The following is a 24,369-nucleotide window of genomic DNA, read 5'->3' on the forward strand; positions in this document are numbered from 1 at the left end:
CAACATGGAAGGCAAGGATGACGCTCGTTCGCGCCGGGAATCAAGCAAAGCTTACGTTAGGTCGTCGTGGTCGAGCGATCCCGCACGGGCTTAGGACATGGCCCCGTCGAGAAACGAAGCGATTCCCTGACGCCGCCTGTCGATGATCAGCCTGGTCACGTCGGGGCGGGCATAGTGGCCAGCCTGGTCGAAATTCTGCCGCTCACGCCAGACTTCGCGCTGGTCCAGCTGCGCGACCAGGAGATCCTCGCGCCCCGTGACCGGCTCCACCAGCCACTCGCCGTCCGGGCCGGCGATGCACGAACCGCCATTGGCCAGCACGTCGGGGCAAGTGGCGAGCATCGCCGCCGCCGGGTGACCAGCCGGAACATCCGATCGGCGCAGCAGCCCGGAGACGGCGAGTACATAGCTGCGCCCCTCCCGCGCCAGGAAGCGGGTGGTGCCTTCGGTGTTGCGCAGGTTTCCCGGCCAGAGCGCGACATGCAGGTTCTCACCCTGTGCATAAAGCGCCGCCCGCGACAGCGGCATCCAGTTCTCGAAGCAGTTCAGCCCGCCGACCGTGAAGGGCCCAACAGGGTGGACCTGCAGACCATGCCCGTCTCCCGGCGCCCAGCTCAGCCGTTCCTCATAGGTTGGCATCAGCTTCCGGTGGACCGAGGCGATCGTCCCGTCGGCCGCGATATGAACCCGCGAGCAGTAGATGCTGTGCCCGCCGCGATCGACCGGCCGCTCGATGATGCCGAGCATGACGGCGATGCCGGCCTTCATCGCGGTGGCGCAGACGGCGTTGAGATGGCCGGCTTCGATCTGCACTGCCTGTTCGAGATAGAGCGCGTGAAGCTCCTTCTGCAGCGGCGATTCGAACCGCGCGCCGTCAGTATGCTCGATCCAGAAGGGATAGCCCGGCACGAGCGCTTCACCGAAGACGACGAAGCCACAACCGGCCTGTGCGGCGCGCTCGATCCAGGCAACGACCTTATCCAGCGTCCGAGCCCGGTCGAGCCAGACGGGTGCAATCTGGGCAAGGCCCACGGTCAGCAGACCGGCTTCGATATCGATCATATTCGGGACAATCCTGACTTGAGCAGCACGTGTCCCCGGGTTAGGCATGCGCCTGCGATCAGTCCAATTAATCAGCCGAATAGAGTCCGATCATGTTTCCTAATGTCAGCCTGGTTCAATTGCGCTGCTTCGCCGGCGTCGTGGAGCATGGTGGCTTTACGGCGGCAGCGGATCGGCTCTGCCTCTCGCAATCGGCCGTCAGCCAGGCGGTTGCCGGGCTGGAGCGGGCGCTCGAAGCGAAGCTGCTGCTGCGCGGCCGCGACACCCTGGTGCTGACGGTCGCCGGCGAAAAGGCTCTCGCCGAGGCGCGTGCGACTCTCGCTGCTGTGTCGCGGCTGGCGAGTTGTGCCGGTCAGGCCGAGGAATTGAATGGTGTCGTGCGGATCGGTGTCGTCCAGAGCGCGGCAATCAGACTGCTTCCCGCCTGGCTGCGGCGCCTGCGCGCCGAGTACCCGCGCGTCACCGTGACGCTTTACGAGGGAACAGACCCCGAGGTGACCGGCTGGGTCCAGGCCGGAATCGTGGAGATCGGCATTACCAGCCGAACGCACCCTGATCTCGCCGCTCGGCCGGTCTATTCAGACGACTATCTCGCGGTCCTGCCGGCGAGCCACCCGCTGACGTCGCGTAGCACCGTATCGCTGAAGGCGCTCGACGGGCAACGCATGCTGCTCTCAGGCGGCGGTTGCGAGACGCTGATTCAGGAATTGCTGGCGGCGGCGGCGAGCCATCCGGAAATCGTCTGCCTGGTCCGCGACAACGCCACCTTGCTCGGCATGGTGCGCGAGGGGCTCGGACTGACCATCATGCCTGAGCTTGCCGTCGACGATGCGGACGGGATCGCGACCCTGTGCCTCGAACCCGCGCTGCGCCGCACGCTGCATGCCGTGACGCTGCCGACCGAAGCACTCGCCCCGGCTGCACTTGCCTTGCTGCGATTGATCGAGACCAGCCCACCCTGCCCCAGCCCGGCGCCCGCCCGCGGCGCCCGGCGCAGCAGGCGCGCCGCTCGCGATTAGGTCGTCGTGGTCGAACTCTGCCCCGGTCGCCAGACCAGGAGTCGGTTCTCGACCAGCGTCACGATCGAATCGATCAGGATCACGAAGATCGCCAGGATCAGCATGCCGGAGAACACGCCGGTGACGTCGAAGACGCTCTCGGCCTCGTGGATCTTGTAGCCGAGCCCGGCCGACGAGCCGAGATATTCGCCGACCACCGCCCCGACCAGCGCGAAGCCGACCGAGGTGTGCAAGGAAGAGAACATCCAGGTCAGCGCCGAGGGCCAATAGACATGGCGGAAGAGCTGGCGCTCGTTCATGCCGAGCATGCGGGCATTGGCCAGCACCGTCGGCGAGACCTCCTTCACGCCCTGATAGACGTTGAAGAAGACGATGAAGAACACCAGCGTGAAGCCAAGCGCCACCTTCGACCAGATGCCGAGCCCGAACCAGAGCGCGAAGATCGGCGCCAGCACGACGCGCGGCAGGGCGTTCGCCGCCTTGATATAGGGGTCGAACACCGCCGCCAGCAGCGCATTCCGGGCGAAGGCGAAGCCGAAGAAGACGCCGGCGGCCGAGCCGATCACGAAGGCGAGCACCGTCTCGGTCAGGGTGATGCCGAGATGGTAGTAGATGTCGGCGCCGGTGAGCTGCTTGAACGTTCGCGCCAGCACCTCGCCCGGCGTCGAGAAGAAGAACTGCGTGGTCTTGATGTCGCCGAACAGGCTGGTGGTTGTGACGACGTGCCAGATCGCCAGAAACACGACCATGACCAGGATCTGCAGGGCGATGAGCTTGACGCGGTTCATGACGCAGCTCCCTCGACCAGTTCCTTGCCCTCGCCCATGGCATAGGCCTTCTGCACCTCGACCCGGAGCGAGGTCCAGATGTCGCGATGGATCTCGTGGAAGGCCTTCTCCAGCCTGATCTCGGCGATGTCGCGCGGGCGCGGCAGCGGCACCTTGTAATCGGCGACGATGCCGGCGGCCGGGCCGGCCGACATCACCACGACCCGGTCGGAGAGCGCGATCGCCTCTTCGAGATCGTGCGTGACGAAGATCAGCGCCTTGCGGTCCTTCGACCAGAGATCGAGCAGGAGGTTGCCCATGATCTGGCGGGTCTGCGCATCGAGCGGCCCGAACGGCTCGTCCATCAGCAGGATCTCGGGATCGCGGATCAGCATCTGCGCCAGCGCCACGCGCTTGCGCTGGCCGCCCGACAGCATGTGCGGATAGCGCTCGACAAAGGCACGCAGGCCGACCCGAGCGAGCCAGTCGCGGGCGTGCCTGTCGGCCTGCGCATCCGAGACGCCCATCGGTTCGAGCGCGACCTTGACGTTGTCGAGCGCCGTCTTCCACGGCATCAGCGCATCCTGCTGGAAGAGATAGCCGGCGCGGCGGTTGAGGCCCGAAAGCGGCTGGCCGAAGATCGTGACCTTGCCGGCGGACGGCGTCAGCAAACCGGCCGCAGCGTTGAGCAGGGTCGACTTGCCGCAGCCGGTCGGCCCGACCACCGAGACGAACTCACCGGGCGCGACGGCAAGGTCGATCTTCTTCACCGCCTGGTAGCGCTGGCCGCCCTGGAGATGGAAAGTGATGTCGATGCCGGCGAGGCTGACCGCCGGCTGTTCTGCTGCCGCGCCCGCATCGCCGGGCGGGCTGACCTTGGACTCCATGGATATCCCGTCCCCTGCCGTCAGCGCCGTCCCGGCGCGCGCGGCTTATTTCCGTTCGTCGCGAACACTAGGCAATCGGATCGCGAAGGCAACCCGCTCTGCGACACCGGGACCTGCCAACCAACGGGTTGTAGTAGCGAAAAGTCGACGCTTCTGCTCTATCGCTCGCGATATCGTTCGCCGCTCTCAGGAGAATTCCCGGCCCATGCCCCCGCTTGAGCAATGGATGCACGAGCTCGTCGCGTTCATGCGTGCCAACCAGTACTGGGCGGCCCCGATCGTCTTCCTGATCGGCTTTGCCGAATGCGTCGCGATCCTGTCCTGGCTCGTGCCGGCGACGGTGTTCTTCACCGCATTTGGCGCGGTTGCCGGCGCTTCGGGCCTCAATCTCATGCCGCTCTCGCTCGCAGCCGCGCTCGGCGCGGCCTCCGGCTTCTGGCTCTCCTACTGGATCGGCCTCGTCCTCGGCCCTCGCGTCGGCGATCACTGGCCGTTGCGCAACAATCCGGCCCTGCTCCAGCGCGGACATGATTTCTTCGAGAAATGGGGCGTGCTCGGCGTCGCCATAGGCCATTTCTTCGGGCCGATCCGGGCTGTGATCGCGCTCGTCGCCGGCATCGTGAAGATGCCGTTCTGGCCCTTCCAGCTGGCGAACTTCGCCGCCTCCTTCGCCTGGGGCTTCGGCCTGATCTACGGCGCCGGGCGTTTCTCCGAATACATGATGCAGTTCACCGGCAAATAGCCATAGCATCGGACCGAAAAGTGGTTCCCACTTTTCGGAAAAATCCGATGCGACAACAAATAGATAGATCGCTTTTTTGAGTGTGTTCGGACGCACGGCGATCGAGCCAATCGCGGCGAAAACCCGGCGGAAAGCACAACGCCAGCTGAACGAGCGTCTCAGATCGCGTTCAGGCTCGCGGGCCGAAAGTCCGGCCATCGCGTCGAGACCGGATCCTCCGGTTCACCACCGGCGCGGCGGCGCGGACGGCCCGGCATCCGCGCTCCAGCTCCACCGGGCACGACTTACAGGAGTCGAGATCATGACCATGTCTCGTTTCGCCATCGGCCTTGCTGCGCTTGCTCTCGCCGCCGGCCCGGCCTTCGCGCAGACCGCAACCCAGCCAACGACTCCGGCCAAGCCGGCCGCCCCCGTGACGACGCCGGCTGCGCCGGCTGCGCCGGCCGCGAAGCCAGCTGCGCCTGCCGCCACCCAGGCCCAGGCCAAGAAGGTCAACATCAACACCGCCAGCGCCAGCGAGCTCGAGCAGCTCAAGGGCATCGGCGAGGCTCGCTCCAAGAAGATCGTCGAGGAGCGCGCCAAGGCGAAGTTCAAGAACTTCGACGATCTGGTGAAGCGCAGCGTGCTGCCCTCGAATGTCGAGGCCGACATCAAGGACCACGTCACCTTCTGATCCCGATCAAATTAGACGAGCCGGCCGCTTCCCGCGGCCGGCTCTTTCGCTTTTTTGGGCAGGCTAGCTGCCGCTACCCTGGGCCTGCGAGGCGTCCGCCTCGCGCAGCGCCTGGGCGCAGTCATCGCAGCAGACCTCGACCGCGTTGCCACCGACCGTCACCTTGATTGGGTTCTCGTCGAGCTCGCAATCGCAGGCGGCGCAAGTTCCACTCATGGCATGTCTCCGTCTCAGAGCCGCTCATTCGGCCGCCCTGAGAAAGACCATCCGGCTGCTTACGGCGCTGTCGGATTCTTTAGCGATCCGCTCCGGCCGGGCCGGTGCTCCCGCGCTCAGGCCGCGCAGGACCTCGTCGACGCTTTCCCCACCCGCAAGGCCACGCCGCTCTTCGACGCGCAGCGAGATGATCCCGGTCGGGTCCCCGAAAAAGGGAGCGGCCGTCGCGTCGCGCAGATCGCTGTCGCGCAAACCGAGATCGCGCAGGTCGCGCTCGGTCATATCGCAGAGGGTGCGATAATCGCGGCGCGACTGCAGCCAGCGATCGATTGCGCCGAGACTCCGGCCGAGCCCGTCAACCATTGCGAGCACGGGCTTGGCCGATCCGATGATGAAGCTGATCATGACCTGTCTCCGTCGTTGTGATGACGACAGAGAACGCCTTCGGGCTGACAGCTGCTGTCAGAATCTTTCGCGATCAGTGACAGCTTCTGTCAGGGGAGATTGAGCGAGCGCTGGAACTCCGCCGGCGTGCGGCCATAGGCCTGCCGGAAGGCCGCGCTGAAATGGCTGTGGCTGGAGAAACCGAGCTCGAGTCCGAGCTGGGTCAGGTCGTCATACTCGCCGAGAAGATCGAGCGCCCGCGCCAGCCGCAGCCGCAATTGATAGCGGTAGAGCGGCACGGCCTCGACCTGGGCGAAGACCTGCGTGAGGTAGACCGGCGAGACCCCGACCTCGCGCGCGATTTCTGCGAGCGTCCAGCGCCTGGCGAGATCGGAGGCCATCACCAGCTTCGCCCGGTCGACCAGCTTACGCCGGCCAGATGTCGCGCCGGCCGCATGCGAGGTCCGCTCGCCCAGCGCCCGCCGTATCAGGGTCAGCGCCAGCGTCTCCGCTTCGAGCGGCTCGGCGACGCCGCGCTGCAGGCTGTGCCGCAGCAGGGCGACGAGCACTTGCGCGCGCGGATCGATTCGACGGTGCTGCGTCAGGAAAGCGGCCGAGCCCTCCCGCAACAGCTCGGCTGGTACAAGCTCATGGAGAGCGTCCTCGCCAAAACGCAGATCGAGGCAAGCGTCGCCCCCAGGAATGGGATGGCTGACCTGGTAGCCCTCATGCGGATTGAAAAAAAGGACCTGGTTGCTCTCCGCGACCGCATCATCACGCCCGACATGGCGGACGAAAACGCCGCGATACGGGAAGACGAGGTGGGTGGCGTGAGCGCATTCCTCGCCGCTGCGATGCCGGCACTCGCCGGAACAGACAACATCGCGCACCAGCACGATCTCACTGTCGAGCAGCTTGCTCACCGAGAATTGCGACATGCCTGCCTTCCACGGCGCCGGTTGACGCCGTGGAGGATTACAGCAGGCCGAAGATAACCATTGTCAGCAGGCCGAAAGAGGCGCCCAGCGCCAGATGCGCAATCTTGAACTGAAAACCCTGGGACGCAGGCATCGATCGGATCGGTGTCATCATCGCCTCCATCTGTTCAGCTTGGTCTGTTTCGTCGTTGAAGCCCGTCGTCGTGGTCAGGTCGCGGCAGGCTCAGTAGGCCAACATTCCGGCGACGCCCCAACCGACGATCGCGAGGGCAAGCCCAGCCACGAGGACGACCAGCACGGGCCGGTCGAGGAAGCCTTGTCTCGCCTCCACCGGGCTCTCGACCGCCGGGTCGGCATCGGAATGGACATCCGCCCGCATCGGCGGAATCGGCTGGCCACCCTTCTCCGGAATGCGCGCTTCGCGCTCTTTGACGTCGTCTTGCATCGTCGCCTCCCGCTCGTTTGAGCCGTGTCAGCCGCCGACGGCGCGCATCAGCACATTCGCCAGCAGCGTGACCGCGAGAAAACCGGCCAGAAGCAGGACGGGGAGCTGATCGCCCCATGACACCGGCTTTGCGACATCGGCGAGCCCGTGGCGGGCATGGCGCTGATGCAGCCGTTCGATCGCCCTCTGCCTCAGTTCGTCTTCGCGGGTCATCACACGCTCCTGCAGATATCGACTAGAGCATAAACGCCCGCCATGGGGCGCGGTTCCCATGGCGGGCGCTGACAACGCGAAACGGGCGCCCTTGCGAGCGCCCGTTCCATTTATTTTCAAGCAGTTGGAAGCGTTTCTCGAATCAGCATCACACAACGTTGAATCCGCGTGCGAAGTCCGGAACGCTCCTCAGTTCTTGGTCTTGTCGACCAGCGCCTTGGCCTTGATCCAGGGCATCATGTCGCGCAGCTTGGCGCCGACTTCCTCGATCGGGTGAGCGGCCATGCGGGCGCGGGTCGCCTTGAACGAGGTCTGGTTGACCTTGTTCTCCAGCATCCAGTCGCGGGTGAACTTGCCCGACTGGATGTCGGTGAGCACGCGCTTCATCTCGGCCTTGGTCTCGGCCGTGATGATGCGGGGACCCGTCACATACTCGCCGAACTCGGCGGTGTTCGAGATCGAGTAGTTCATGTTGGCGATGCCGCCTTCGTAGATCAGGTCGACGATCAGCTTCACTTCGTGCAGGCACTCGAAATAGGCCATTTCGGGCGCGTAGCCGGCCTCGGTCAGTGTCTCGTAGCCAGCCTTGATCAGCTCGACCAGGCCGCCGCAGAGCACGACCTGCTCGCCGAACAGATCGGTCTCGCACTCTTCCTTGAAGGTGGTCTCGATGATGCCGGCGCGGCCGCCGCCATTGGCCGAGGCGTAGGAGAGGCCGAGGTCATGGGCGTTGCCGGTGGCATCCTGGTGGATCGCGATCAGGGTCGGCACGCCGCCGCCACGCTGGTACTCGGAACGGACGGTGTGGCCCGGGCCCTTCGGCGCGACCATCAGCACGTCGAGGTCCTTGCGCGGCTCGATCAGGTTGAAATGGACGTTGAGGCCGTGCGCGAACAGAAGCGCGGCGCCCTCCTTCATGTTGCCGTGCAGCTCGTCGCGATAGATGTCGCCCTGCAGTTCGTCCGGGGTCAGCATCATCATGATGTCGGAGACCTTGGCGGCCTCGGACGGGGTCATGACCTTGAAGCCGGCCTCTTCGGCCTTCTTGCGGGTGGCCGAGCCGGCCTTCAAGGCGATGATGACGTCCTTGACGCCGGAATCGCGCAGGTTGAGCGCGTGGGCATGGCCCTGCGAGCCGTAGCCGACGATGCAGACCTTCTTGCCCTTGATCAGATTGATGTCGGCGTCGCGATCGTAATAAACGCGCATTGGATGCGTCCTTCCTTGGGTTGGATTCTTGGCTTCAGGCTTTCGGTACGGCGCCCTGCCGTCCGTGAAGTGCGAGGAACTGGTCGGTGGCGCGCGCCGCATCGCGCTGGATCTCGGCCTTTCCCGAGACGAGCGCATCGCCCAGCAGCAGCCTGATCTGGACGTCGCGGCCGACCAGGCCGAAGAAGGTGCGGAACGCCGTCTCGGCATCGTCGAAGCTGAGCAGTCCCGCGGCGCGACCAGCCTCCAGAACCGGCTTCAGCCGCTCGCCGATGGCGAACCGCCCGTTCGCCAGAACGATGCCGCCGAGATTGCTCTTGCCCGAGGCGGCATGGCCGATGGCAGCGCGGTTGAGCGCGATCGAGGTCTGGCTGGTGATCACGGTCAGCCAGTTCTCGGCAAAATCCCGCAGGCTCTTGCGCAGTGTTGCTGCGTCGAGCGCCTGGCGATCGTAATTATCGGCCCGGACCTTCGACGCCTGCCATTGCACGGTCGCAGTCAGCAGACCGTCGCGATCGCCAAACCATTTGTACAGCGTCTCCTTCGAGCAGCTCGCACGCCGGGCGACAGCCGTCATGGTGAGCTGGTCGCCCTGCTCCACCATCAACGCCAGCACGGCATCGAGCACGGCCTGCTGCCGCTCGCTCAGCGCCTCACCTTGGCTATGGGTTGCGGGTTCGCTCATCGATCCGAGAGTACCGTACGTTACGGTTCCGGCATCTACCGCACGGCTTGCCGGGGCGCAAGGGTACTCGGGAGAAAATTCATCGCCCGCGCGCCATCACGGCACCTATATCTTCCCCCGAGAGAGTGCCGACCCGGAGCCTACGATGAGACAGCCTACCTCGCCTGCAGCCGCCGAGGTCCTCGTCTTCTGGCGCGACGCCGGCCCCGACAAATGGTTCGCCAAGGACGATGCCTTCGACGCCGAGATCGCGAGGCGTTTCCGGCCGCTGGTGGACGCGGCCGCGCGCGGCGAGCTCTCGGAGTGGGAGGAGACCCCGGAGGGCGTCTACGCGCTGCTGATCCTGCTCGACCAGTTCCCGCGCAATCTCCATCGCGGCTCTGCCCACGCTTTCGCAGCCGACGGGCTCGCCCGCGAGGTCGCCGGCCGCGCGATCGCGCGCGGCTTCGATGAGGCCTTCGATAATCCGGAACGGCGCTTCCTCTACATGCCTTTCATGCACTCCGAGGATCTCGCCGACCAGGAGCGCTGCGTCGCCCTGAGCGAGGCCTCGGGCGATGACGACTCGGTCAAATACGCCGTCATCCACCGCGACATCATCCGCGATTTCGGCCGCTTCCCCCACCGCAACACGGTGTTGGGCCGCGAGACGACGGACGAAGAGCGCCGCTTCCTCGACGATGGCGGCTTCACCGGCTGAAGGCCGCCACACCAATCAGCCGCCGATCGCCGTTCGATGAGCCTCGGCCAATTCGGCCATGCTCTTGAAGTGGAAGTCGACCTTCGGCTGGTTGGCGGGGATCTTCGTCGCGCCGCTACCCGCCATGCCGAAGCGCCGGTCGATCCAGGCGCGCGCCAGCCCGGCCCGTTCCGCCGGGACATGGTCATGGAAGAGGCTCTGCGCTGTGTGCAGAACGTCACCTGCGCTGAGGCCAAGATCGGCCTCCAGATGCGCGAGCAGATGGGCGAAGTTGCGCGAGTCGGGCTTGTAGGACCCGATATCCTCGGCTGTGTAGATCGCGTCGAAGGTGACGCCGAGCTTGCGGTTGCTGGCCGCGAAGCTCGTGCGATCGACATTGGAGAGGATCACCAGCTTGTAGTGCCGCTTGAGATGGGCGAGCGCCTCGGCGGAATCCGGGAAAGCCGGCCAGTCCGGCACTGAGCCGCCGAAGCGCTCGTTCAGGTCGGCATGGATGGAGACGCCGAGGTCCTTGGCCAGGCGCGCATGCACGGCGGCGAGGAGCGTCGAATAGCGCAGCGACGGTCCCGCCTCTTCCAGCTCGGTCTCGATCCGGGCGAATTGCGCCAGCGCGTCCTCACGGCCCAAATTGAGCCTACCGGCGCTCAGCAGCGGCTGCAGCGCGTTCCAGATCCCGGTCTCCCAGTCGATCAGCGTGCCGTAGCAGTCGAAGGTCAGAACCTTGAAATCGGTGAGTTTCATCGGGGAGAGCCTCATGGATGGCGGGATCGCATACCGAAACCATAGCGAACGCCCGCAAAGCCGTGATGAGGCGAAACTCCGAAGGATTTGACCGAAGCTGCGCTTCCGGGTTCAGCCCGGGCCACCGCTCCGGCTCGCGGCGCGGAATTCAGATGGCGTCAGGCCAAAGCGCCGCTTGAACTGGCGGTTGAAGGACGAGGCGTTCTGATAGCCAAGTTCATAGGCGATCTCGGAGACGGGTAGCGCCGTCGTGGCCAGCTTGTCGGCGGCCTCATCGAACAAGCGGCCGAGTTGCATTTGCTTGGGCGACTGCCCGGTTGTCACCCGGAACAGCGCATGGAACCGGCTCTGGCCAAGGCCTGCCGTCCTCGCCATCTCGGCAACGCTTCCCGCTGACGCATCACGGGTGAGACCGAGGACGCGGCTTTCCGCGCGCGACAAGGGCCGGGGCAGCGCACTCGGCTCAACCAGCTGCAGCCCTGCCAGCGCCAGGCGCGCGGCATCGCTCGCTTGGCAGGCGCCGGCCTCGACCTCGGCGCCGAGCTGGCGGAACATCCGCCATAGCCAGGGCTCGACCCGCGTCAGTGACGGCAGGGCATCACGCAGCAGGGCCGGCGCCGCCTCGCCGGCAAAGGCCGACGCCTCGACGTCGAGGATGAGCATGCTGCAATCGCGGCTCGGCTCGAAATCATGCTCGTGATCGCGCGGGATGATGGCGACGCAATTGCTGGAGACGACGCTGTGATGTCCCTCGACATCGAGCCGCATGGCGCCGCGCATGGGCAGCAGGATCTGGCTGTAGTCGTGGCGGTGGCGGTCGCCGCCGCGATAGCTGCGGAGTTCGAGATGGATCGACATCGCCTGCTCATGCGCAAGGGGTCATGCAGCGCATTTGCCGCCGATTACCGCAGGCGATCAAGAGCCGCGGCTCAGCCCGCCATCTGCTGCGCCGCGATCCGCTGCAGGAAGATCGCCGCCACCGTCAGCACGAAACCCGCCCACCAGAGTGGCGAGCGCAGGCTCTTGCCCGAGCCCAGCGGCTCGGCCGCGGACTTGCCCGACAGGCGCTGATAGATCGGCCAGGCGAAGCAGGCAAAGCCGATGGCGCCGAGGCCAAGCGAGATTTCATTCAGTCCGATCGTCACCGCTCTGCCCCCTCGCCGGCGAGCGCCGGACGATCGCTTTCACCAGCAATCGCCGGTTCCTTCAACCCCAGCCTTCGCAGCGGATTGCCGACCAGCCCCGCCACCAGCAACGCCAGCATCCGATCCGCGCCGGGAAGTCGCGCCAAAGGCGGCACCACCTTGTCGCGGATCAGCGGCAGTACGGCGCTATCGGACTGGTAGAACGGCGTGAACATCCGGCTCGCCGCCTGATAGAGCCGGACATGCCAGCTGCGCAGCTGCGCATAGTTGCGGAGCGCCACATCGAGATCGGCAGCATCGTCGAGCGCCACAGCCAACGCACAGGCGTCGAGCAGCGCCATGTTCGCCCCCTGCCCCAATTGCGGGCTGGTCGAATGGGCGGCGTCGCCGATGAAGGCGAGCCGCTGGCCGAAAGGCTGCGGCAGCGTCTGGTGGCGATAGCTGGCGAAGGTCAGTTGTTCGGGATCGGCGATCTGGGCGAGCAGCGGCGCGGTCGCCGGCCAGGTCCGCTCGACCTCGCTCTTCCACGCTGCCAGCCCGGCACTGCGCCAAGCTTCGAGCGCGTCAGCCTTCAGGCTCCAGAACAGCGCCGCCTGCGGCTCCGGCTCCTCGCCATGACGTCCGATCGGCAAAACCCCAACCATGACGCTGGCGCGGTGATAGCGCTGTTCGAGCGCGTGCTGGTCGAAGCCGGTTTCGCCAAGCGCGACATTGGCCCAGAGCGCGCCATAGCTCAGCGGCGTACGTGCCACCGGGCGAACGGCATGGCCGAGCAGGGGCGAGCGCGTGCCCGACGCGTCGACGACGAGATCGAATGGGCCGATCCGATGGCCGCTTGCCGTGACAAGCGAGACCGTGCCGTCTCTGCCCGTCTCGACATCGCCGACCTCGACCCCGGTTTCGATCGCGATGGATTGCCGCTGCACACCTGTAAACAGCGTCTCGAACAGGGCTGCGCGGTGGATGCCGACGCCGAAGCGTTCGCGCTTCAGCGCGGCATAGCGCACATCAAGCACGACGGAGCCCGTGGTCGCATTCAGGCCGAACAGCCGGTCGATCCGGCTGCCCGTGGCGATCAGCGGCGCGGCGAGCCCAAGCGCATCCAGCACAGCGAGCCCGCTCGGTTGCAGGATCAGGCCGGAGCCGAGCGGCTGCGGCTCACTGAAACGCTCGACCAGCGTGACCTTGTGGCCAGCGCGTTCGAGCAGCAGCGCCGCCGCAAGACCGGCGGTTCCACACCCGACGATCGCGATCGCGCGGCTGCGACTCATGCAGCTAGCAAGCTAGCGCGCTTTCCGTTCGGCCGGGATCGGCCGAACGAAGAGAATTCGCGCCAAATCAAAAGCCTACATCGCCTCCGGGCCGCGGCTCATCGCCGCGATGCCGGTGCGCGAGACTTCCGTCAGCCCAACCACCGTCATCAGCTTGATGAAGCGCTCGACCTCCTCGGTCGCCCCGGTGAGCTCGAAGACGAAGGAGGTCAGCGTCGCATCGAGCGTGCGCGCACCGAAGGCAGCGGCAAGCCGCATCGCCTCGAGACGATAGTCGCCCTTGCCGACGACCTTGAGCAGGCAGAGCTCGCGCTCGATCGCCTCGCCCTGCAGGGTCAGGTCGACGACGCGATGCACCGGCACTAGCCGATCGAGATGCGCCTTGATCTGGTCGATGACGTTTGCCGTACCGGAGGTGACGACGGTGATGCGCGAGAGGTGCTTCTCGTGCTCGGTCTCCGAAACGGTGAGGCTCTCGATGTTGTAGCCGCGGCCGGAGAACAGGCCGGCGATGCGGGCGAGAACGCCGGGCTCGTTGTCGACGATCACCGCCAGGGTGTGGCGGGCGATCGGCTGGGCGGTCGGGGCGCTGGGATAATGCGTCGTGTTCATCGCTGGGCCTTGCTGCGGCTGATATGCGGGCGGAAATCGGTCAGGACCGGTTCGTCGACTTCGTCCTCGGATACGATCCAGGGTTCGGCCAGCGCGGCCTCGCGCCAGGCCTGGAAGCCGGGAGTGCCCTGTACGGTCTCGACATAGGCGGCGCTGACAGGATCGAGCGCAACCGAATAGGTGGTGAAGCGGCTGGCCACCGGCGCGAACATCGCGTCGGCCGCGCTGAACTCCCCGAACAGGAACGGGCCGCCAGCCCCGAAGCGCTGCCTCGCATCACGCCAGATCTCGGTGACGCGGGCGATATCGGCCGCGACCGCCTCGCCGCGATCGCGCGCCGGATGCACCCAGGCGAGGTTCATTGGGCAGTTGCTGCGCAAAGCTGCGAAGCTGGAGTGCATTTCCGCCGAGATCGAACGCGCCAGGGCCCGCGCCGCCTTGTCGCGCGGCCAGATCGGCAGCTCCGGATGCGTCTCGGCAAGATATTCGATGATGGCGATCGAATCCCAGACCGCGATCGTCCCATCGACCAGCGACGGAACCTTGCGGGCGGGCGTGTACTCGGCAACGGTGCGCTTCCACTCCGGATCGTCGAAGGTCGGCCCGAACGGCACCAGGACCTCCTCGAACGGAATGCCGAACTCAGCCAGAACCAGCCACGGCCGCAGCGACCAGGAGGAATGGGTCTTATTGGCGATGATCAGCTTCACGCCGCCTGCTCCATCGCCAGCGTGAAATCGAGCGCCGCCTCGACATGCAGCGCCGTGGTGTCGAAGACCGGCAATTCGAAATCGGCCTGCGAGACCAGCAGCCCGATCTCGGTGCAGCCGAGGATGACGCCGTCAGCGCCTTCCTCACGCGCCGCCCGCGCGACGATCTCGCGATAGCGCGCCTTGGAGGCCGGCAGAACCTGCCCGCGGCAGAGTTCCTCGTAGATGATGCGGTGGACATCGGCCCGCTCCGCCTCGTCCGGCACCAGCGCCTCGACGCCGAAGGCGGCGAGCCGGTCGCGATAGAAGCGCTGCTCCATGGTGAAGCGCGTCGCCAGCAGCAGCGGGCGACGCGAGGCGCTCTTGCGGATCGCCTTGGCGGTAACGTCGGCGAGATGCAGGAAGGGCAGGTTCGTCGCCTGGGTGATGTGGTCAGCGAGCTTGTGCATGGTGTTGGTGGCCAGCACGATGCAGACCGCCCCGCCCTGCTCGAGCCGGCGTGCACTCGCCGCCATCGCCGCTCCGGCGCGATCCCAGTCGCCCTTTGCCTGCATCTCGGCGATTGACGAGAAGTCGACCGAGTGCAGCAGGACATCGGCCGAATGCAGCCCGCCCTGGCGCGCCCGCACGCCTTCGTTCAGCAGCCGGTAATAGACTGCCGTCGATTCCCAGCTCATTCCGCCGATCAGGCCGATGGTCGCCATGTGGTCCCCCATACTGTGCCGATGCCGTCATTCTCGGGCAGCGCGAAGCGCAGACCCGAGAATCTGGTGCAGGATGAAATGCCCATCCGGCTGGAGATGCTCGGGTCAGGCCCGAGCATGACGATGCCCAATCAAACGAGCTGCTTGCCCTTGGCGTCGATGATCTCGCCGGTATCGCCTTCGAAATCGGGCAGGATCATCTCGTTATGCGCCTTGCCCGATGGGATCATCGGGAAGCAGTTCTCTTCCTTGGCCACCAGGCAGTCGAAGATCACCGGACCGGGCGTCTCGATCATCTCCATGATGGCGCGATCGAGATCGGCCGGGTCGGAGCAGCGGATGCCGTGGCCGCCATAGGCCTCCGCCAATTTGACGAAGTCCGGCAGCGAGGCCGAGTAGCTCTCCGAATAGCGCCCGCCATGCAGCAGTTCCTGCCACTGGCGCACCATGCCCATGTACTCGTTGTTGAGGATGAAGACCTTGACAGGCAGCCGGTACTGCACCGCCGTCGACATCTCCTGCATGTTCATCAGGATCGAGGCTTCGCCGGCGACATCGATGACGAGCGCGTCGCGGTGCTTCATCTGCACCCCGATCGCCGCCGGCAGGCCGTAGCCCATGGTGCCGAGCCCGCCCGAGGTCATCCAGCGGTTCGGCTCCTGGAAGCGCAGATACTGCGCCGCCCACATCTGGTGCTGGCCGACTTCGGTGGTGAAGTAGGTGTTGCGGTCCTTGGTCAGCTCGTAGAGCCGCTCGATCGCGTATTGCGGCTTGATCACCGAGCCGGACTGCTTGTAGCCGAGGCTGTTCCGCGCCCGCCAGCCCTCGATCTGCGTCCACCAGGCGGTGAGCGCGGTCTTGTCGATCTGCGGTGAGGTCTCGCGCCAGATCCGGACCATGTCCTCGAGCACATGGGCGGCGTCGCCGATGATGCCGATGTCGACCTTGACGTTCTTGTTGATCGAGGACGGGTCGATGTCGATGTGGATCTTCTTCGAGCGCGGCGAGAAGGCGTCGAGCCGGCCGGTGATGCGGTCGTCGAAGCGCGCGCCGATATTGATCATGACGTCGCAGTCATGCATGGCGAGGTTGGCCTCGTAGGTGCCGTGCATGCCGAGCATGCCGAGCCACTGCCTGTCGGCCGCGGGGAAGGCGCCGAGCCCCATCAGGGTCGAGGTGACGGGATAGCCGGTCAGCCGCGCGAGTTCGCGCAGCAGCGCCGAAGCGTGCGGGCCGGCATTGATGACGCCGCCGCCAGTGTAGAACACCGGCTTCTTCGCCTTGGCGATCAGCTCGACCGCGGCCTTGATCTTGTTGAGATCACCTTTGACCACCGGCCGATAAGTCTTGTGCTGGTTGTCGCGCGGGCGGCTATAGGCGCCGGTCGCGAACTGGATGTCCTTGGGAACGTCGATCACGACTGGTCCGGGCCGGCCATTCGCCGCGACGTAAAAGGCCTCATGCAGCACGCGCGGCAGATCGGCGATGCTCTTCACCAGGTAGTTGTGCTTGGTGCAGGAACGGGTGATGCCGACCGTGTCGCATTCCTGGAAGGCGTCCGAGCCGATCAGATGCGTCGGGACCTGGCCGGTGATGACGACGAGCGGGATTGAATCCAGCAGCGCGTCGGTCAGGCCGGTGACGGCGTTGGTCGCGCCAGGGCCGGAGGTGACGAGCACGCAGCCGACCTTGCCCGGCGCCGAACGGGCATAGCCCTCGGCGGCATGGACTGCGCCCTGCTCGTGGCGGACGAGCACGTGCTTGACCTTGTCCTGCTGGAAGATCGCATCGTAGATCGGCAGTACGGCGCCGCCGGGATAGCCGAAGAGATGCTCCACACCCTGATCCTGGAGGGCGCGAACGACCATTTCGGCGCCGGTCATCATCTCGCTCATAACGGTCTCCTGCGGAGGTCTAGGTCTGTTTCGGTCGGAAAAAGGCAATAAAAAAGGCCCTCAAGGGGCCTGGGCGTGCGCTGGCGTCGGGGACGCCCGGTTGTTAAACCGGCCCCTACCAGCGCACCTGTACGATAATAAGCTTGCGCATGTCGCAGCCCCGTCGTGACGAAAGTTGCCGGACGCTAGACGAGCAGCGCCGCATGGTCAAGCGCCGATTCTTTGCTGGCTGCGCCGACAACTGCCGATTATCGCCGTTTCGATGCCGCTGCGGAACACTTTCTCAAGACCGGCTTGCTACTGCGCCCCATGGGATCGAGCCGGATGTATCAGGAAGTCCATTTCGACAATATCGCCGAGCGTGCCCACGCGCCCGAGATCGCCGACCTGCTGCAACGCTTCGAGCGCTATGCCGCCGGCTCCGACGGCGCTTCCTTCGACGGCCTCGATGCGGAGCTCACTCCGCTCTACGGCGACGATCTGATGATCATCCAGCCAACCGGCGATGGCGACTATCTCTATCGTTCCTGCGGAGTCGGCATCGCTCGCGATGTCGGCCGCAATCTCGCCGGCGGGCGCGTCTCGTCAATGACACCGCAGGTCGCCCGGTTCACCACTGAATGTTACGACCGCGCGCTCGCCACGAGCCAGCCGGTCCACACCGTCCATCGTTCCGTCAAGACCACCCGCGTCATGCTCTGGGAACGGTTGATCATGCCGACGGCCGCAGCGAACGGCGAGCGCGTCCTGATCGTCTTCAGCAAGCCGCTGCACTTCAGCGAGGAATTGCTGATGACCGTGCTGGATACCTCGCCCACCGGCATCGTCGCGCTGCGCGCGATCCGCGACGAGGAGGGGAATATCGCCCGTACCGTCGTGATCACCGCCAATCGCCGTGCCGCAGAGATCGCGGGCGATCCGGAACGCCTGCTCCTCGATGGCGAAGCGCGCGATGTCTTGCCCTTCCTGGCCGACGACATGGTCTGGCGCCGCTGCCTGTACGCGATCGAGCTGCGGCGCAGCGACGTCTTCGAGACCTGCTTTACCGCGACCGGTCGTGAAGTATGGCTCCAGGTCTCGCTCGCTCCTTTGCGCGACGGGTTGGTGATGACGCTGAACGACATCTCCGAGCTGATGATCGCCAATCTGACGCTGCAAAGTCGGGCGGCGACGCTCGCTTTTGAGATCCGCCGCGAACGGGCGACGAGCCGAGCGCTCTCCCAGGAACTCGGCCGGCGCGAGGAGCGCGAACAGGAGCTGCGCCGCCTGGCCGAGACGGACCCGTTGACCACCCTGCTCAACCGGCGCTCCTTGATCGACAAGGCCCAGGCGGCGATCGAGGCGAGCGCTGCCATAGGCGAAGCGACCTCTCTCTTCGTCATCGATCTCGACCATTTCAAGCAGATCAACGACGGCCACGGCCATGCCGCCGGCGACGCCGTGATCCGCGCCTTCGCCGATCTCCTGCTCGGGCATATGCGGCCAAGCCATCTGGTCGGCCGTCTCGGCGGCGAGGAGTTCGCTGTCGTCCTGCCCGGCACCGGCGCGGCTGAGGCCCGTCGGCTTGCCGAGCGCTTTCAGGCTCTGCTGCGGGCGACGCATCTGCCTGTCACCGAGGAGCTCGACCTGCAGGTCAGCGCCAGCATCGGCATTGCCACGCACCTGCCGGGCGAGAGCTTCGGCGCCTTCGTCGCCCGCGCGGACAAGCAGCTCTACCGCGCCAAGAACGAAGGCCGCGATTGCGTCCGCTGCGCTGACGATCGGATCTCGGCCGCAGCCTGATCTTCGTACCGGGCTAGCCGGATTCGGTGACAGATCAGGCCGGCTCGCCGAAAGCCGCGAGGGCGACGCTCAGCCCTTCTTCCGGCGCAGCCGCCGTCCAGCCTTCCATCTGATGGCGGAACCAGGTCATCTGCCGCTTGGCGTAGGCGCGGGTGTCGGCCTTGCCGCGCGTCACGGCCTCGTCGAGCGAAAGCTCGCCGTCGAGATGGGCGATCAGCCCCGGCACGCCATGGGCGCGCATCACCGGTAGCAGCGGATCGAGCCGGCGCTCGCGCAAGGCTGCGACCTCGTCCAGCGCACCCTGCGCCATCATCGCATCGAAGCGCTGGTCGATCCGGGCGCGGACCAGCTCCCGCTCCGGCGCGAGGAAGAGCTTAAGCAGGCTCTGTCCCGCCAGTGGCCCTGGCCGCCTCGAACCCTGGAAACTCGCGAGCGAGCGGCCGGTCGCCTTGAACACCTCTAGCGCCCGCATCACCCGCAGGCGATCGCTCGGCCTCAAGCGTGCCGCCATCTCCGGATCCTTGCCGGCAAGCTCGGCATGCAATTCGCCGGTCTCGCGCTGCTCTGCCCAGGTCCGGAACTCGGTGCGGACTTCGTCCGGCACCGGCGGGATCTCCGAGAGCCCCTCGGTCAGCGCCTTGAAGTAGAGTCCGGTGCCACCAACCAGCACCGGCAATGCGCCCTGCCCCGCCAACTCCTGCAGCAGTGCCGTGACCTCGGCCGCGTAAGCGGCCGCCGAATGGTTCACCGCGCCGTCGATATGCCCGTAGAGCCGATGCGGTACCTCGCCCATCTCCTCCGGCGTCGGCCGCGCCGTGATGACCTGAAGGTCGCGATAGACCTGCATCGAGTCGGTATTGACCACGACGCCGCCGAAACGGCGCGCCAATGCGACCGCCAGCGCCGACTTGCCGCTCGCGGTCGGACCTGCGATGAGCACCGCGCTGTATTTCACCTGTTGCCCGGCTCCCTCATGACCCTCGTCGCCACCTTCGTCTCCGCTCATGGTCAGGCCTTGCTCGACGATGGCCTGCTCGCCCGCCTGCGCGCCGCCTCGCCCGCCCCGGCCCGGATCGAACGGCTGGATGGTGAGGTGGCCGCCGACCTCTTCGCGGAAGCGGACGATGCGCGCAAGCTCGAAGCCGCGCTGCGCCTGGCTCTCGATGGCGCACCGATCGACATCATCGTCCAGCCTGCCGAAACGCGCCGCAAGCGCCTGTTCCTCGCCGATATGGATTCCACCATGATCGGCCAGGAATGCATCGACGAGCTCGCCGCCTATGTCGGCCTGAAGGAGAAGGTCTCTGATATCACCGAGCGCGCCATGCGCGGCGAGCTCGAATTCGAGCCGGCGCTGCGCGAGCGCGTCGCCCTGCTGAAGGGGATCGCGCTCGACGTGGTCGACGAGATCATCGCCAAGAGCATCACGCTGACGCCGGGCGGCAGTGCTTTGGTTCGTACCATGCGCGCTAATGGCGGCTACACGGCCCTGGTCTCGGGCGGCTTCACCGTCTTCACTGGCCCGATCAGCCGGACGATTGGTTTCGACGAGCACCGCTCCAATATCCTGCTCAGCGAAGGCGCCCTGCTCTCGGGGTCCGTCGCCGAGCCGATCCTCGGCAAGCAGGCCAAGCTCGATGCCCTGATCGAATTGCGCGCCCGCTTCTCCCTGCCGCACGAGGCGACGCTCGCTGTCGGTGACGGCGCCAACGATCTCGCCATGCTGGGCGAGGCCGGGCTCGGCGTCGCCTATCGCGCCAAGCCGGCGGTCGCGGCTGCAGCCGATGCCCGCCTCGACCATGCCGACCTGACCGCCCTGCTCTACGCCCAGGGCTATCGCGGCGACGAGATCGTCAGGGACTGACGATCAGTCGACGATGAACAGCCGCGCTCCTTTCGGTGCGCGCGAGCGGTGCGGCTCCGCATTGTCGGCGACCTGATAGCTCATCCCGGCCCGCAGCAGCATGACGCGCCCGTCAGCCAGCGTCGTCTCGAGTTCGCCGTCGAGGCAGAGCAGGATGTGCCCCTTCTCACACCAGTGGTCCGAGACATAGCCCGCCGAGTATTCGACCATCCTGACGCGGATCGGGTTATCCGCCGGCCCGAAGCGCCTTGTGCGCCAGGTCGCCTGGCCCTCTTCGCCGGGGAAATGCTCCGGCTCGACGGAAGACCAGTCCGTTGTCCCGAAGGGAATCTCGCTCATCCGCATCGAGGTATGGCTCCGTCAGCTTGCCAGCATCAGCTAACGCTGCCATGTGCGCTACCAGGCGACCAGCGCGGAACTCTGATTGCATCGATGCGCCGCCGTGATGAAACAGTCCACCTGCGCCTGATCGGGTCAGGTATGGATTTCCGCCGGCAGCCTGAATGAGCGTGGATCCAGCGGGCCGCGATCGGCCCAGTTCCTGTACTTCTCATCATCGATGCCACGTCCTTGCGCTTTGAGCCCTCCACCCGGCGCGCTCGGGACCAGCGGCGAGATTAACAGCCGGCAGGTCGGCTGCGGCTTGCAGCGATCCGCCTCATTCTGCTCGGGGCCAACCGGAACGGCCCGGGCGGCGGGCTGCTGCACCTTCTGGTCGCTGTCCTGGGCGAGCCCGGCCATGGCCGGCGCCAAAGTCAGCATGATCGTGAGGGCGATAGTTCTCATGGCGCAGCTCCCGCTCTCGGCTGTGATGGCGGGATCGCAATCGAAATCGCACGGAAACCGAACACCACTGGCCGGCTGAAGACCTGGTCGAGCTGGGCCAAGTCGCCGCTGCTGCGGCCATATCCCACAGAGGGCGCAGTCGCATCTCCCGCCGGCCTATCGGCCGCTTGTCCGAGCGCGATGACCTGGTTCACGTCGCGCCCACGTCTCTGCTTGATTTCGCGTGTCATGAACACGTGGCTGATCAAGCGCAGCTGCAATTTCACCTGGTAGGCGCCCTCGCGAGTGGCGAGCACGACATCGCCGACGGAGTACGCCATCACCCGGCGAATGAATTCGTCGCGGCAATAGAGGCGCGTGGCTTCGGCTCCGCACCATTCGTCGAGCCTGCCGGCGGCGACCGGTGCGGAAAGCCCATAGGTTTCGGCCACCGGAATGCTCAGCTCTTCAACATCCGACTGGCTCTCACCGAAGCCAAGCGCCGTCCAGAAGGCGGAGGCTTGACCGCCTCCCCGCAGGTTACGCGTGATGGTGACGCCGGGAAAACCCGCCAGCGAAAGCCGGAGCCGGCTATCACCATTCTCCGCGTCCTCGAGCTCCGACTGCCCCCTTGCCGGCTGCCCGGGCTTCCCCTCGGCCGTGGCGGCAAACACTGGCCTCCCCTTGGCTTCCGCGGCGATGTCCGGACGCAGATTGATATGGCCTATCCGGACACCGCGCCCGAGCAATGGCCGGTCCTCCGCCCCCGCCACGACGGCCCAGACATCGCCTACCCTGATGTCTTCCGCCGGCGGGAACACCGGCGAGATGCCAAGCCTGGCGATACTTGTGTTCCAGACTTCGGCCAGCTCGGTTTCACCGAGGTCGAGGCTGCGATGGCTTAGGACCCGGAAGCCAACGACCAGCAGCAGGGCCAAAGCCAGAAAGAATAGGGCGGGGCGATAGTAGCTGACGGCCCCGCCTCCCAGTCGGGCGAACAGGCCCGCCACCGCCGCCTTCAGCCGGTCGAGCCATCCCCGCCAATCGATCCCGAGCGGCATTGAGTGCGATCCGGTGCGGTGGGATGGGATGGGGCGCAATCGAGACGCCGGCAGGGTCCACCTGACCTACCGTCAGCCACCGCAGAATGAAGCATCCTCTGCCAGCGATTGCAACGCTTAGCGCAAAGAGAAAGGCGCCCCTTGCGGAGCGCCTTTCGAAACGCGGCAGCAAATATGCGACGCCTCAGCTCATCGTGACCGCAACGAAGCGGACCTCGCCCTGGCCGTTCGAGACGAGCAGCAGGGCCGACTTCTTGCCCTCCTTCTTCAGGGCATCGAGCCGCTTGGTAACGTCCTCGGGCGAATTCACCGCCTCCTGGCCGACCTCGACCACGAGCTCGCCGACGAGGATGCGCTTGTCGGCAGCGTTGGAGTTGCTGTCGACCTTGGTGATGACGACGCCCTTCAGCCCGTCCTTGATCGAGTAGCGCTTGCGCAGCTCCTCGGTCTGGCCCGAGAATTCGAGACCGAGCGCCGCAGCGGTCGCCGGCTTGGCGGCCTCGGCCGACGGCTTGTTGGCCGAAGCCTGCTGGACCTTCTCGCCATCCTCGAGCCGGGCGAGCTTCACCGTCTTGGCGAGCTCCTTGCCCTTGCGCATGACCTGGATCGGCACGTCCTTGCCGACCGGGGTGGCGGCAACGATGCGCGGCAGCTCGCGCGAATCCTTCACGTCCTTGCCGTCGAACTTGACGATGACGTCGCCGATCTCGAGGCCGGCCGGCTTGGCCGGGCCCTTCTCGTCGATGCCGGCGATGAGCGCGCCGCGCGCCGTGCCGAGCCCGAGCGCTTCGGCAGTGGCGTCATCGACATTCTGGATGCGCACGCCGAGCCAGCCGCGGCGGGTCTCGCCGAATTCACGCAGCTGGTCGACGATGTTGGTCGCCAGCGACGACGGCACGGCAAAACCGATGCCGACCGAGCCGCCGGTCGGCGACAGGATCGCGGTGTTGATGCCGATCACCTCGCCGGCCATGTTGAACAGCGGACCGCCCGAATTGCCCTTGTTGATGGCCGCATCGGTCTGGATGTAGGTGTCGTAGGGGCCCTGGTTGATATCGCGGTTGCGGGCCGAGACGATGCCCGATGAGACCGAGCCGCCGAGGCCGAACGGGTTGCCGATCGCCATGACGGGATCGCCGATGCGCGCCTTGTCGGAATCGCCGAACTTGACGAAGGGGAGCGGCTTGTCGTGCTTCACCCGCAGCACGGCAAGGTCGACCTTGGTGTCCTTGCCGACGACCTCGGCCTTGAGGCGCAGGCCATCGCTGAACACCACCGTGATCTCGTTGGCGTCGCCGATGACGTGGTTATTGGTCACCACGAGGCCCGACGCATCGATCACGAAGCCCGAGCCAGCCGATTGCGACCGGCGCTGCTGGGGCGGCTGTTGCGGCTGGTTCTGTCCCTGTTCGCCGCCACGGCCGCGGCGGTTGAAGAATTCCTCGAACAGATCACCGAACGGGGTGTCGGGGCCGAGCTGCGGCAGTTGCGGCAGGGTGCGGCCGCGGTTCTCGCTGGTCGTCACCGCTGCGATGTTGACCACCGCCGGCATCACCCGCTCGGCGAGATCGGCCAGCGAGATGGTGGTGCCATGAGCCTGCGGCACGGCCTGGACAGGCCCGGGCGCCGGCGTCGCCTGAGCGAACGCAGGCACCGTTGCGAAGGCCATGCCGGCGACAGTCGCGACCCGCGCCAGACGGTAGGCATGGGAATGTGTGAGTGCCATCGATGTCCTCATGATCATGAGCTGCCGCGCCAAGTGATCGGCCTTGACGGCATTGCAGCGCAGCCGGAATCCGAACGCAACTTAAGAACGCCAAAATGCGGCGGAAGGGCGACGCAAGATTGCGTCATAACGCCGTGATCGCCCGAAAACCGT

At 66.0% G+C, this 24,369-nt stretch carries 29 protein-coding genes; 6 read left to right on the forward strand and 23 right to left on the reverse strand.

Features of this window, described 5'->3' with window-relative positions; translation table 11 throughout:
* Positions 1-90: 90 nt before the first annotated feature.
* Complete coding sequence (locus tag ACSQ3M_RS12410; RefSeq protein WP_436150396.1) at positions 91-1,062, reverse strand: carbon-nitrogen hydrolase family protein; 972 nt, start codon at positions 1,060-1,062, stop codon at positions 91-93.
* 92 nt (positions 1,063-1,154) lie between these two features.
* On the opposite strand from ACSQ3M_RS12410, the gene ACSQ3M_RS12415 reads away from it, so the two are divergent.
* Positions 1,155-2,081: a LysR family transcriptional regulator gene (locus ACSQ3M_RS12415; RefSeq protein ID WP_436150397.1), complete on the forward strand. Its 927-nt coding sequence runs from the start codon at positions 1,155-1,157 to the stop codon at positions 2,079-2,081.
* Here ACSQ3M_RS12415 and ACSQ3M_RS12420 read toward each other — a convergent pair.
* Together ACSQ3M_RS12420 and ACSQ3M_RS12425 are read right to left on the reverse strand one after the other, a co-directional pair.
* Positions 2,078-2,869: an ABC transporter permease gene (locus tag ACSQ3M_RS12420; RefSeq protein WP_436150398.1), complete on the reverse strand. Its 792-nt coding sequence runs from the start codon at positions 2,867-2,869 to the stop codon at positions 2,078-2,080. The two genes, ACSQ3M_RS12415 and ACSQ3M_RS12420, sit on opposite strands and share 4 nt — an antisense overlap.
* Positions 2,866-3,735 carry an ABC transporter ATP-binding protein gene (locus ACSQ3M_RS12425; protein WP_436150399.1) on the reverse strand — a complete coding sequence of 290 codons (870 nt, stop codon included), beginning with the start codon at positions 3,733-3,735 and terminating at the stop codon, positions 2,866-2,868. Before ACSQ3M_RS12425 ends, ACSQ3M_RS12420 begins: the two co-directional genes overlap by 4 nt.
* A gap of 205 nt (positions 3,736-3,940) precedes the next feature.
* Here ACSQ3M_RS12425 and ACSQ3M_RS12430 point away from each other — a divergent pair, with 205 nt between their 5' ends.
* Together ACSQ3M_RS12430 and ACSQ3M_RS12435 are read left to right on the forward strand one after the other, a co-directional pair.
* Positions 3,941-4,477: a DedA family protein gene (locus tag ACSQ3M_RS12430; RefSeq protein ID WP_436150400.1), complete on the forward strand. Its 537-nt coding sequence runs from the start codon at positions 3,941-3,943 to the stop codon at positions 4,475-4,477.
* A gap of 301 nt (positions 4,478-4,778) precedes the next feature.
* Positions 4,779-5,150, forward strand: coding sequence for a ComEA family DNA-binding protein (locus tag ACSQ3M_RS12435; RefSeq protein ID WP_436150401.1), 372 nt, complete (start codon positions 4,779-4,781; stop codon positions 5,148-5,150).
* 63 nt (positions 5,151-5,213) lie between these two features.
* On the opposite strand, the gene ACSQ3M_RS12440 is transcribed toward ACSQ3M_RS12435, so the two are convergent.
* The 7 genes from ACSQ3M_RS12440 to ACSQ3M_RS12470 all read right to left on the reverse strand — a co-directional run bounded on the left by ACSQ3M_RS12440 (position 5,214) and on the right by ACSQ3M_RS12470 (position 9,240).
* Positions 5,214-5,366 carry a hypothetical protein gene (locus ACSQ3M_RS12440; RefSeq protein WP_436150402.1) on the reverse strand — a complete coding sequence of 51 codons (153 nt, stop codon included), beginning with the start codon at positions 5,364-5,366 and terminating at the stop codon, positions 5,214-5,216.
* A gap of 24 nt (positions 5,367-5,390) precedes the next feature.
* Positions 5,391-5,771: a DUF1127 domain-containing protein gene (locus tag ACSQ3M_RS12445; RefSeq protein WP_436150403.1), complete on the reverse strand. Its 381-nt coding sequence runs from the start codon at positions 5,769-5,771 to the stop codon at positions 5,391-5,393.
* A gap of 89 nt (positions 5,772-5,860) precedes the next feature.
* On the reverse strand, positions 5,861-6,688 hold the full coding sequence (locus ACSQ3M_RS12450) for a helix-turn-helix domain-containing protein (protein WP_436150404.1): 828 nt from the start codon (positions 6,686-6,688) through the stop codon (positions 5,861-5,863).
* A 223-nt stretch (positions 6,689-6,911) separates the two neighbouring features.
* Positions 6,912-7,133 carry a hypothetical protein gene (locus ACSQ3M_RS12455; protein WP_436150405.1) on the reverse strand — a complete coding sequence of 74 codons (222 nt, stop codon included), beginning with the start codon at positions 7,131-7,133 and terminating at the stop codon, positions 6,912-6,914.
* A gap of 27 nt (positions 7,134-7,160) precedes the next feature.
* Positions 7,161-7,346, reverse strand: coding sequence for a hypothetical protein (locus ACSQ3M_RS12460; protein ID WP_436150406.1), 186 nt, complete (start codon positions 7,344-7,346; stop codon positions 7,161-7,163).
* A 189-nt stretch (positions 7,347-7,535) separates the two neighbouring features.
* Positions 7,536-8,555 carry a ketol-acid reductoisomerase gene (gene ilvC / locus ACSQ3M_RS12465; RefSeq protein ID WP_057190987.1) on the reverse strand — a complete coding sequence of 340 codons (1,020 nt, stop codon included), beginning with the start codon at positions 8,553-8,555 and terminating at the stop codon, positions 7,536-7,538.
* A gap of 34 nt (positions 8,556-8,589) precedes the next feature.
* Positions 8,590-9,240 carry a TetR/AcrR family transcriptional regulator C-terminal domain-containing protein gene (locus ACSQ3M_RS12470; protein ID WP_436150407.1) on the reverse strand — a complete coding sequence of 217 codons (651 nt, stop codon included), beginning with the start codon at positions 9,238-9,240 and terminating at the stop codon, positions 8,590-8,592.
* Between the two features lie 145 nt (positions 9,241-9,385).
* Here ACSQ3M_RS12470 and ACSQ3M_RS12475 point away from each other — a divergent pair, with 145 nt between their 5' ends.
* Complete coding sequence (locus tag ACSQ3M_RS12475; RefSeq protein WP_436150408.1) at positions 9,386-9,940, forward strand: DUF924 family protein; 555 nt, start codon at positions 9,386-9,388, stop codon at positions 9,938-9,940.
* A 15-nt stretch (positions 9,941-9,955) separates the two neighbouring features.
* Here ACSQ3M_RS12475 and ACSQ3M_RS12480 read toward each other — a convergent pair whose 3' ends face one another.
* From ACSQ3M_RS12480 to ACSQ3M_RS12515, 8 genes are all read right to left on the reverse strand, one after another.
* Positions 9,956-10,681 (reverse strand): haloacid dehalogenase type II, encoded by a 726-nt coding sequence (locus tag ACSQ3M_RS12480; protein ID WP_436150409.1) that lies wholly within the window; start codon positions 10,679-10,681, stop codon positions 9,956-9,958.
* A gap of 111 nt (positions 10,682-10,792) precedes the next feature.
* Complete coding sequence (locus tag ACSQ3M_RS12485) at positions 10,793-11,539, reverse strand: helix-turn-helix domain-containing protein (RefSeq protein ID WP_436150410.1); 747 nt, start codon at positions 11,537-11,539, stop codon at positions 10,793-10,795.
* Positions 11,540-11,610: 71 nt separating this feature from the next.
* Positions 11,611-11,826, reverse strand: a complete 216-nt coding sequence (locus ACSQ3M_RS12490; protein ID WP_436150411.1) for a hypothetical protein — start codon at positions 11,824-11,826, stop codon at positions 11,611-11,613.
* Positions 11,823-13,097 carry an FAD-dependent oxidoreductase gene (locus ACSQ3M_RS12495; protein ID WP_436150412.1) on the reverse strand — a complete coding sequence of 425 codons (1,275 nt, stop codon included), beginning with the start codon at positions 13,095-13,097 and terminating at the stop codon, positions 11,823-11,825. The genes ACSQ3M_RS12490 and ACSQ3M_RS12495 overlap by 4 nt, the downstream gene beginning before the upstream one ends.
* Before the next feature lie 75 nt (positions 13,098-13,172).
* Positions 13,173-13,709 carry an acetolactate synthase small subunit gene (gene ilvN / locus ACSQ3M_RS12500; RefSeq protein WP_436150413.1) on the reverse strand — a complete coding sequence of 179 codons (537 nt, stop codon included), beginning with the start codon at positions 13,707-13,709 and terminating at the stop codon, positions 13,173-13,175.
* A complete protein-coding gene (locus ACSQ3M_RS12505; RefSeq protein ID WP_436150414.1) occupies positions 13,706-14,419 on the reverse strand; it encodes a glutathione S-transferase family protein in 714 nt (237 codons plus the stop codon). The genes ilvN and ACSQ3M_RS12505 overlap by 4 nt, the downstream gene beginning before the upstream one ends.
* Entirely contained in the window at positions 14,416-15,123 is a 708-nt protein-coding gene (locus ACSQ3M_RS12510; RefSeq protein ID WP_436150415.1) for an aspartate/glutamate racemase family protein, read from the reverse strand. The genes ACSQ3M_RS12505 and ACSQ3M_RS12510 overlap by 4 nt, the downstream gene beginning before the upstream one ends.
* A gap of 131 nt (positions 15,124-15,254) precedes the next feature.
* Positions 15,255-17,018 carry an acetolactate synthase 3 large subunit gene (locus ACSQ3M_RS12515; RefSeq protein ID WP_436150416.1) on the reverse strand — a complete coding sequence of 588 codons (1,764 nt, stop codon included), beginning with the start codon at positions 17,016-17,018 and terminating at the stop codon, positions 15,255-15,257.
* 324 nt (positions 17,019-17,342) lie between these two features.
* On the opposite strand from ACSQ3M_RS12515, the gene ACSQ3M_RS12520 reads away from it, so the two are divergent.
* Complete coding sequence (locus ACSQ3M_RS12520; RefSeq protein ID WP_436150417.1) at positions 17,343-18,800, forward strand: diguanylate cyclase; 1,458 nt, start codon at positions 17,343-17,345, stop codon at positions 18,798-18,800.
* A 34-nt stretch (positions 18,801-18,834) separates the two neighbouring features.
* On the opposite strand, the gene miaA is transcribed toward ACSQ3M_RS12520, so the two are convergent.
* Positions 18,835-19,806 carry a tRNA (adenosine(37)-N6)-dimethylallyltransferase MiaA gene (gene miaA / locus ACSQ3M_RS12525; RefSeq protein ID WP_436150418.1) on the reverse strand — a complete coding sequence of 324 codons (972 nt, stop codon included), beginning with the start codon at positions 19,804-19,806 and terminating at the stop codon, positions 18,835-18,837.
* Here miaA and serB point away from each other — a divergent pair.
* Positions 19,774-20,664: a phosphoserine phosphatase SerB gene (serB, locus tag ACSQ3M_RS12530; RefSeq protein WP_436150419.1), complete on the forward strand. Its 891-nt coding sequence runs from the start codon at positions 19,774-19,776 to the stop codon at positions 20,662-20,664. The two genes, miaA and serB, sit on opposite strands and share 33 nt — an antisense overlap.
* A gap of 3 nt (positions 20,665-20,667) precedes the next feature.
* On the opposite strand, the gene ACSQ3M_RS12535 is transcribed toward serB, so the two are convergent.
* The 4 genes from ACSQ3M_RS12535 to ACSQ3M_RS12550 form a co-directional block, all read right to left on the reverse strand.
* Positions 20,668-21,009, reverse strand: coding sequence for a DHCW motif cupin fold protein (locus ACSQ3M_RS12535; RefSeq protein ID WP_436150420.1), 342 nt, complete (start codon positions 21,007-21,009; stop codon positions 20,668-20,670).
* A 129-nt stretch (positions 21,010-21,138) separates the two neighbouring features.
* On the reverse strand, positions 21,139-21,450 hold the full coding sequence (locus ACSQ3M_RS12540) for a hypothetical protein (RefSeq protein WP_436150421.1): 312 nt from the start codon (positions 21,448-21,450) through the stop codon (positions 21,139-21,141).
* Positions 21,447-22,490, reverse strand: a complete 1,044-nt coding sequence (locus ACSQ3M_RS12545; RefSeq protein ID WP_436150422.1) for a hypothetical protein — start codon at positions 22,488-22,490, stop codon at positions 21,447-21,449. Before ACSQ3M_RS12545 ends, ACSQ3M_RS12540 begins: the two co-directional genes overlap by 4 nt.
* A gap of 184 nt (positions 22,491-22,674) precedes the next feature.
* Entirely contained in the window at positions 22,675-24,234 is a 1,560-nt protein-coding gene (locus ACSQ3M_RS12550; RefSeq protein ID WP_436150423.1) for a DegQ family serine endoprotease, read from the reverse strand.
* Positions 24,235-24,369 lie beyond the last annotated feature (135 nt).

This window comes from Allobosea sp. LjRoot90 (assembly GCF_964254315.1).
GTDB lineage: Bacteria > Pseudomonadota > Alphaproteobacteria > Rhizobiales > Beijerinckiaceae > Allobosea.

Excerpts from the sequence above, each read along its gene's own strand:
- ACSQ3M_RS12410 (WP_436150396.1), bottom strand. The coding sequence starts at position 1,062 with ATGATCGATATCGAAGCCGGTCTGCTGACCGTGGGCCTTGCCCAGATT.
- ACSQ3M_RS12415 (WP_436150397.1), top strand. The coding sequence starts at position 1,155 with ATGTTTCCTAATGTCAGCCTGGTTCAATTGCGCTGCTTCGCCGGCGTC.
- ACSQ3M_RS12420 (WP_436150398.1), bottom strand. The coding sequence starts at position 2,869 with ATGAACCGCGTCAAGCTCATCGCCCTGCAGATCCTGGTCATGGTCGTG.
- ACSQ3M_RS12425 (WP_436150399.1), bottom strand. The coding sequence starts at position 3,735 with ATGGAGTCCAAGGTCAGCCCGCCCGGCGATGCGGGCGCGGCAGCAGAA.
- ACSQ3M_RS12430 (WP_436150400.1), top strand. The coding sequence starts at position 3,941 with ATGCCCCCGCTTGAGCAATGGATGCACGAGCTCGTCGCGTTCATGCGT.
- ACSQ3M_RS12435 (WP_436150401.1), top strand. The coding sequence starts at position 4,779 with ATGACCATGTCTCGTTTCGCCATCGGCCTTGCTGCGCTTGCTCTCGCC.
- ACSQ3M_RS12440 (WP_436150402.1), bottom strand. The coding sequence starts at position 5,366 with ATGAGTGGAACTTGCGCCGCCTGCGATTGCGAGCTCGACGAGAACCCA.
- ACSQ3M_RS12445 (WP_436150403.1), bottom strand. The coding sequence starts at position 5,771 with ATGATCAGCTTCATCATCGGATCGGCCAAGCCCGTGCTCGCAATGGTT.
- ACSQ3M_RS12450 (WP_436150404.1), bottom strand. The coding sequence starts at position 6,688 with ATGTCGCAATTCTCGGTGAGCAAGCTGCTCGACAGTGAGATCGTGCTG.
- ACSQ3M_RS12455 (WP_436150405.1), bottom strand. The coding sequence starts at position 7,133 with ATGCAAGACGACGTCAAAGAGCGCGAAGCGCGCATTCCGGAGAAGGGT.
- ACSQ3M_RS12460 (WP_436150406.1), bottom strand. The coding sequence starts at position 7,346 with ATGACCCGCGAAGACGAACTGAGGCAGAGGGCGATCGAACGGCTGCAT.
- ilvC (WP_057190987.1), bottom strand. The coding sequence starts at position 8,555 with ATGCGCGTTTATTACGATCGCGACGCCGACATCAATCTGATCAAGGGC.
- ACSQ3M_RS12470 (WP_436150407.1), bottom strand. The coding sequence starts at position 9,240 with ATGAGCGAACCCGCAACCCATAGCCAAGGTGAGGCGCTGAGCGAGCGG.
- ACSQ3M_RS12475 (WP_436150408.1), top strand. The coding sequence starts at position 9,386 with ATGAGACAGCCTACCTCGCCTGCAGCCGCCGAGGTCCTCGTCTTCTGG.
- ACSQ3M_RS12480 (WP_436150409.1), bottom strand. The coding sequence starts at position 10,681 with ATGAAACTCACCGATTTCAAGGTTCTGACCTTCGACTGCTACGGCACG.
- ACSQ3M_RS12485 (WP_436150410.1), bottom strand. The coding sequence starts at position 11,539 with ATGTCGATCCATCTCGAACTCCGCAGCTATCGCGGCGGCGACCGCCAC.
- ACSQ3M_RS12495 (WP_436150412.1), bottom strand. The coding sequence starts at position 13,097 with ATGAGTCGCAGCCGCGCGATCGCGATCGTCGGGTGTGGAACCGCCGGT.
- ilvN (WP_436150413.1), bottom strand. The coding sequence starts at position 13,709 with ATGAACACGACGCATTATCCCAGCGCCCCGACCGCCCAGCCGATCGCC.
- ACSQ3M_RS12510 (WP_436150415.1), bottom strand. The coding sequence starts at position 15,123 with ATGGCGACCATCGGCCTGATCGGCGGAATGAGCTGGGAATCGACGGCA.
- ACSQ3M_RS12515 (WP_436150416.1), bottom strand. The coding sequence starts at position 17,018 with ATGAGCGAGATGATGACCGGCGCCGAAATGGTCGTTCGCGCCCTCCAG.
- ACSQ3M_RS12520 (WP_436150417.1), top strand. The coding sequence starts at position 17,343 with ATGTATCAGGAAGTCCATTTCGACAATATCGCCGAGCGTGCCCACGCG.
- serB (WP_436150419.1), top strand. The coding sequence starts at position 19,774 with ATGACCCTCGTCGCCACCTTCGTCTCCGCTCATGGTCAGGCCTTGCTC.
- miaA (WP_436150418.1), bottom strand. The coding sequence starts at position 19,806 with ATGAGCGGAGACGAAGGTGGCGACGAGGGTCATGAGGGAGCCGGGCAA.
- ACSQ3M_RS12535 (WP_436150420.1), bottom strand. The coding sequence starts at position 21,009 with ATGCGGATGAGCGAGATTCCCTTCGGGACAACGGACTGGTCTTCCGTC.
- ACSQ3M_RS12540 (WP_436150421.1), bottom strand. The coding sequence starts at position 21,450 with ATGAGAACTATCGCCCTCACGATCATGCTGACTTTGGCGCCGGCCATG.
- ACSQ3M_RS12545 (WP_436150422.1), bottom strand. The coding sequence starts at position 22,490 with ATGCCGCTCGGGATCGATTGGCGGGGATGGCTCGACCGGCTGAAGGCG.
- ACSQ3M_RS12550 (WP_436150423.1), bottom strand. The coding sequence starts at position 24,234 with ATGATCATGAGGACATCGATGGCACTCACACATTCCCATGCCTACCGT.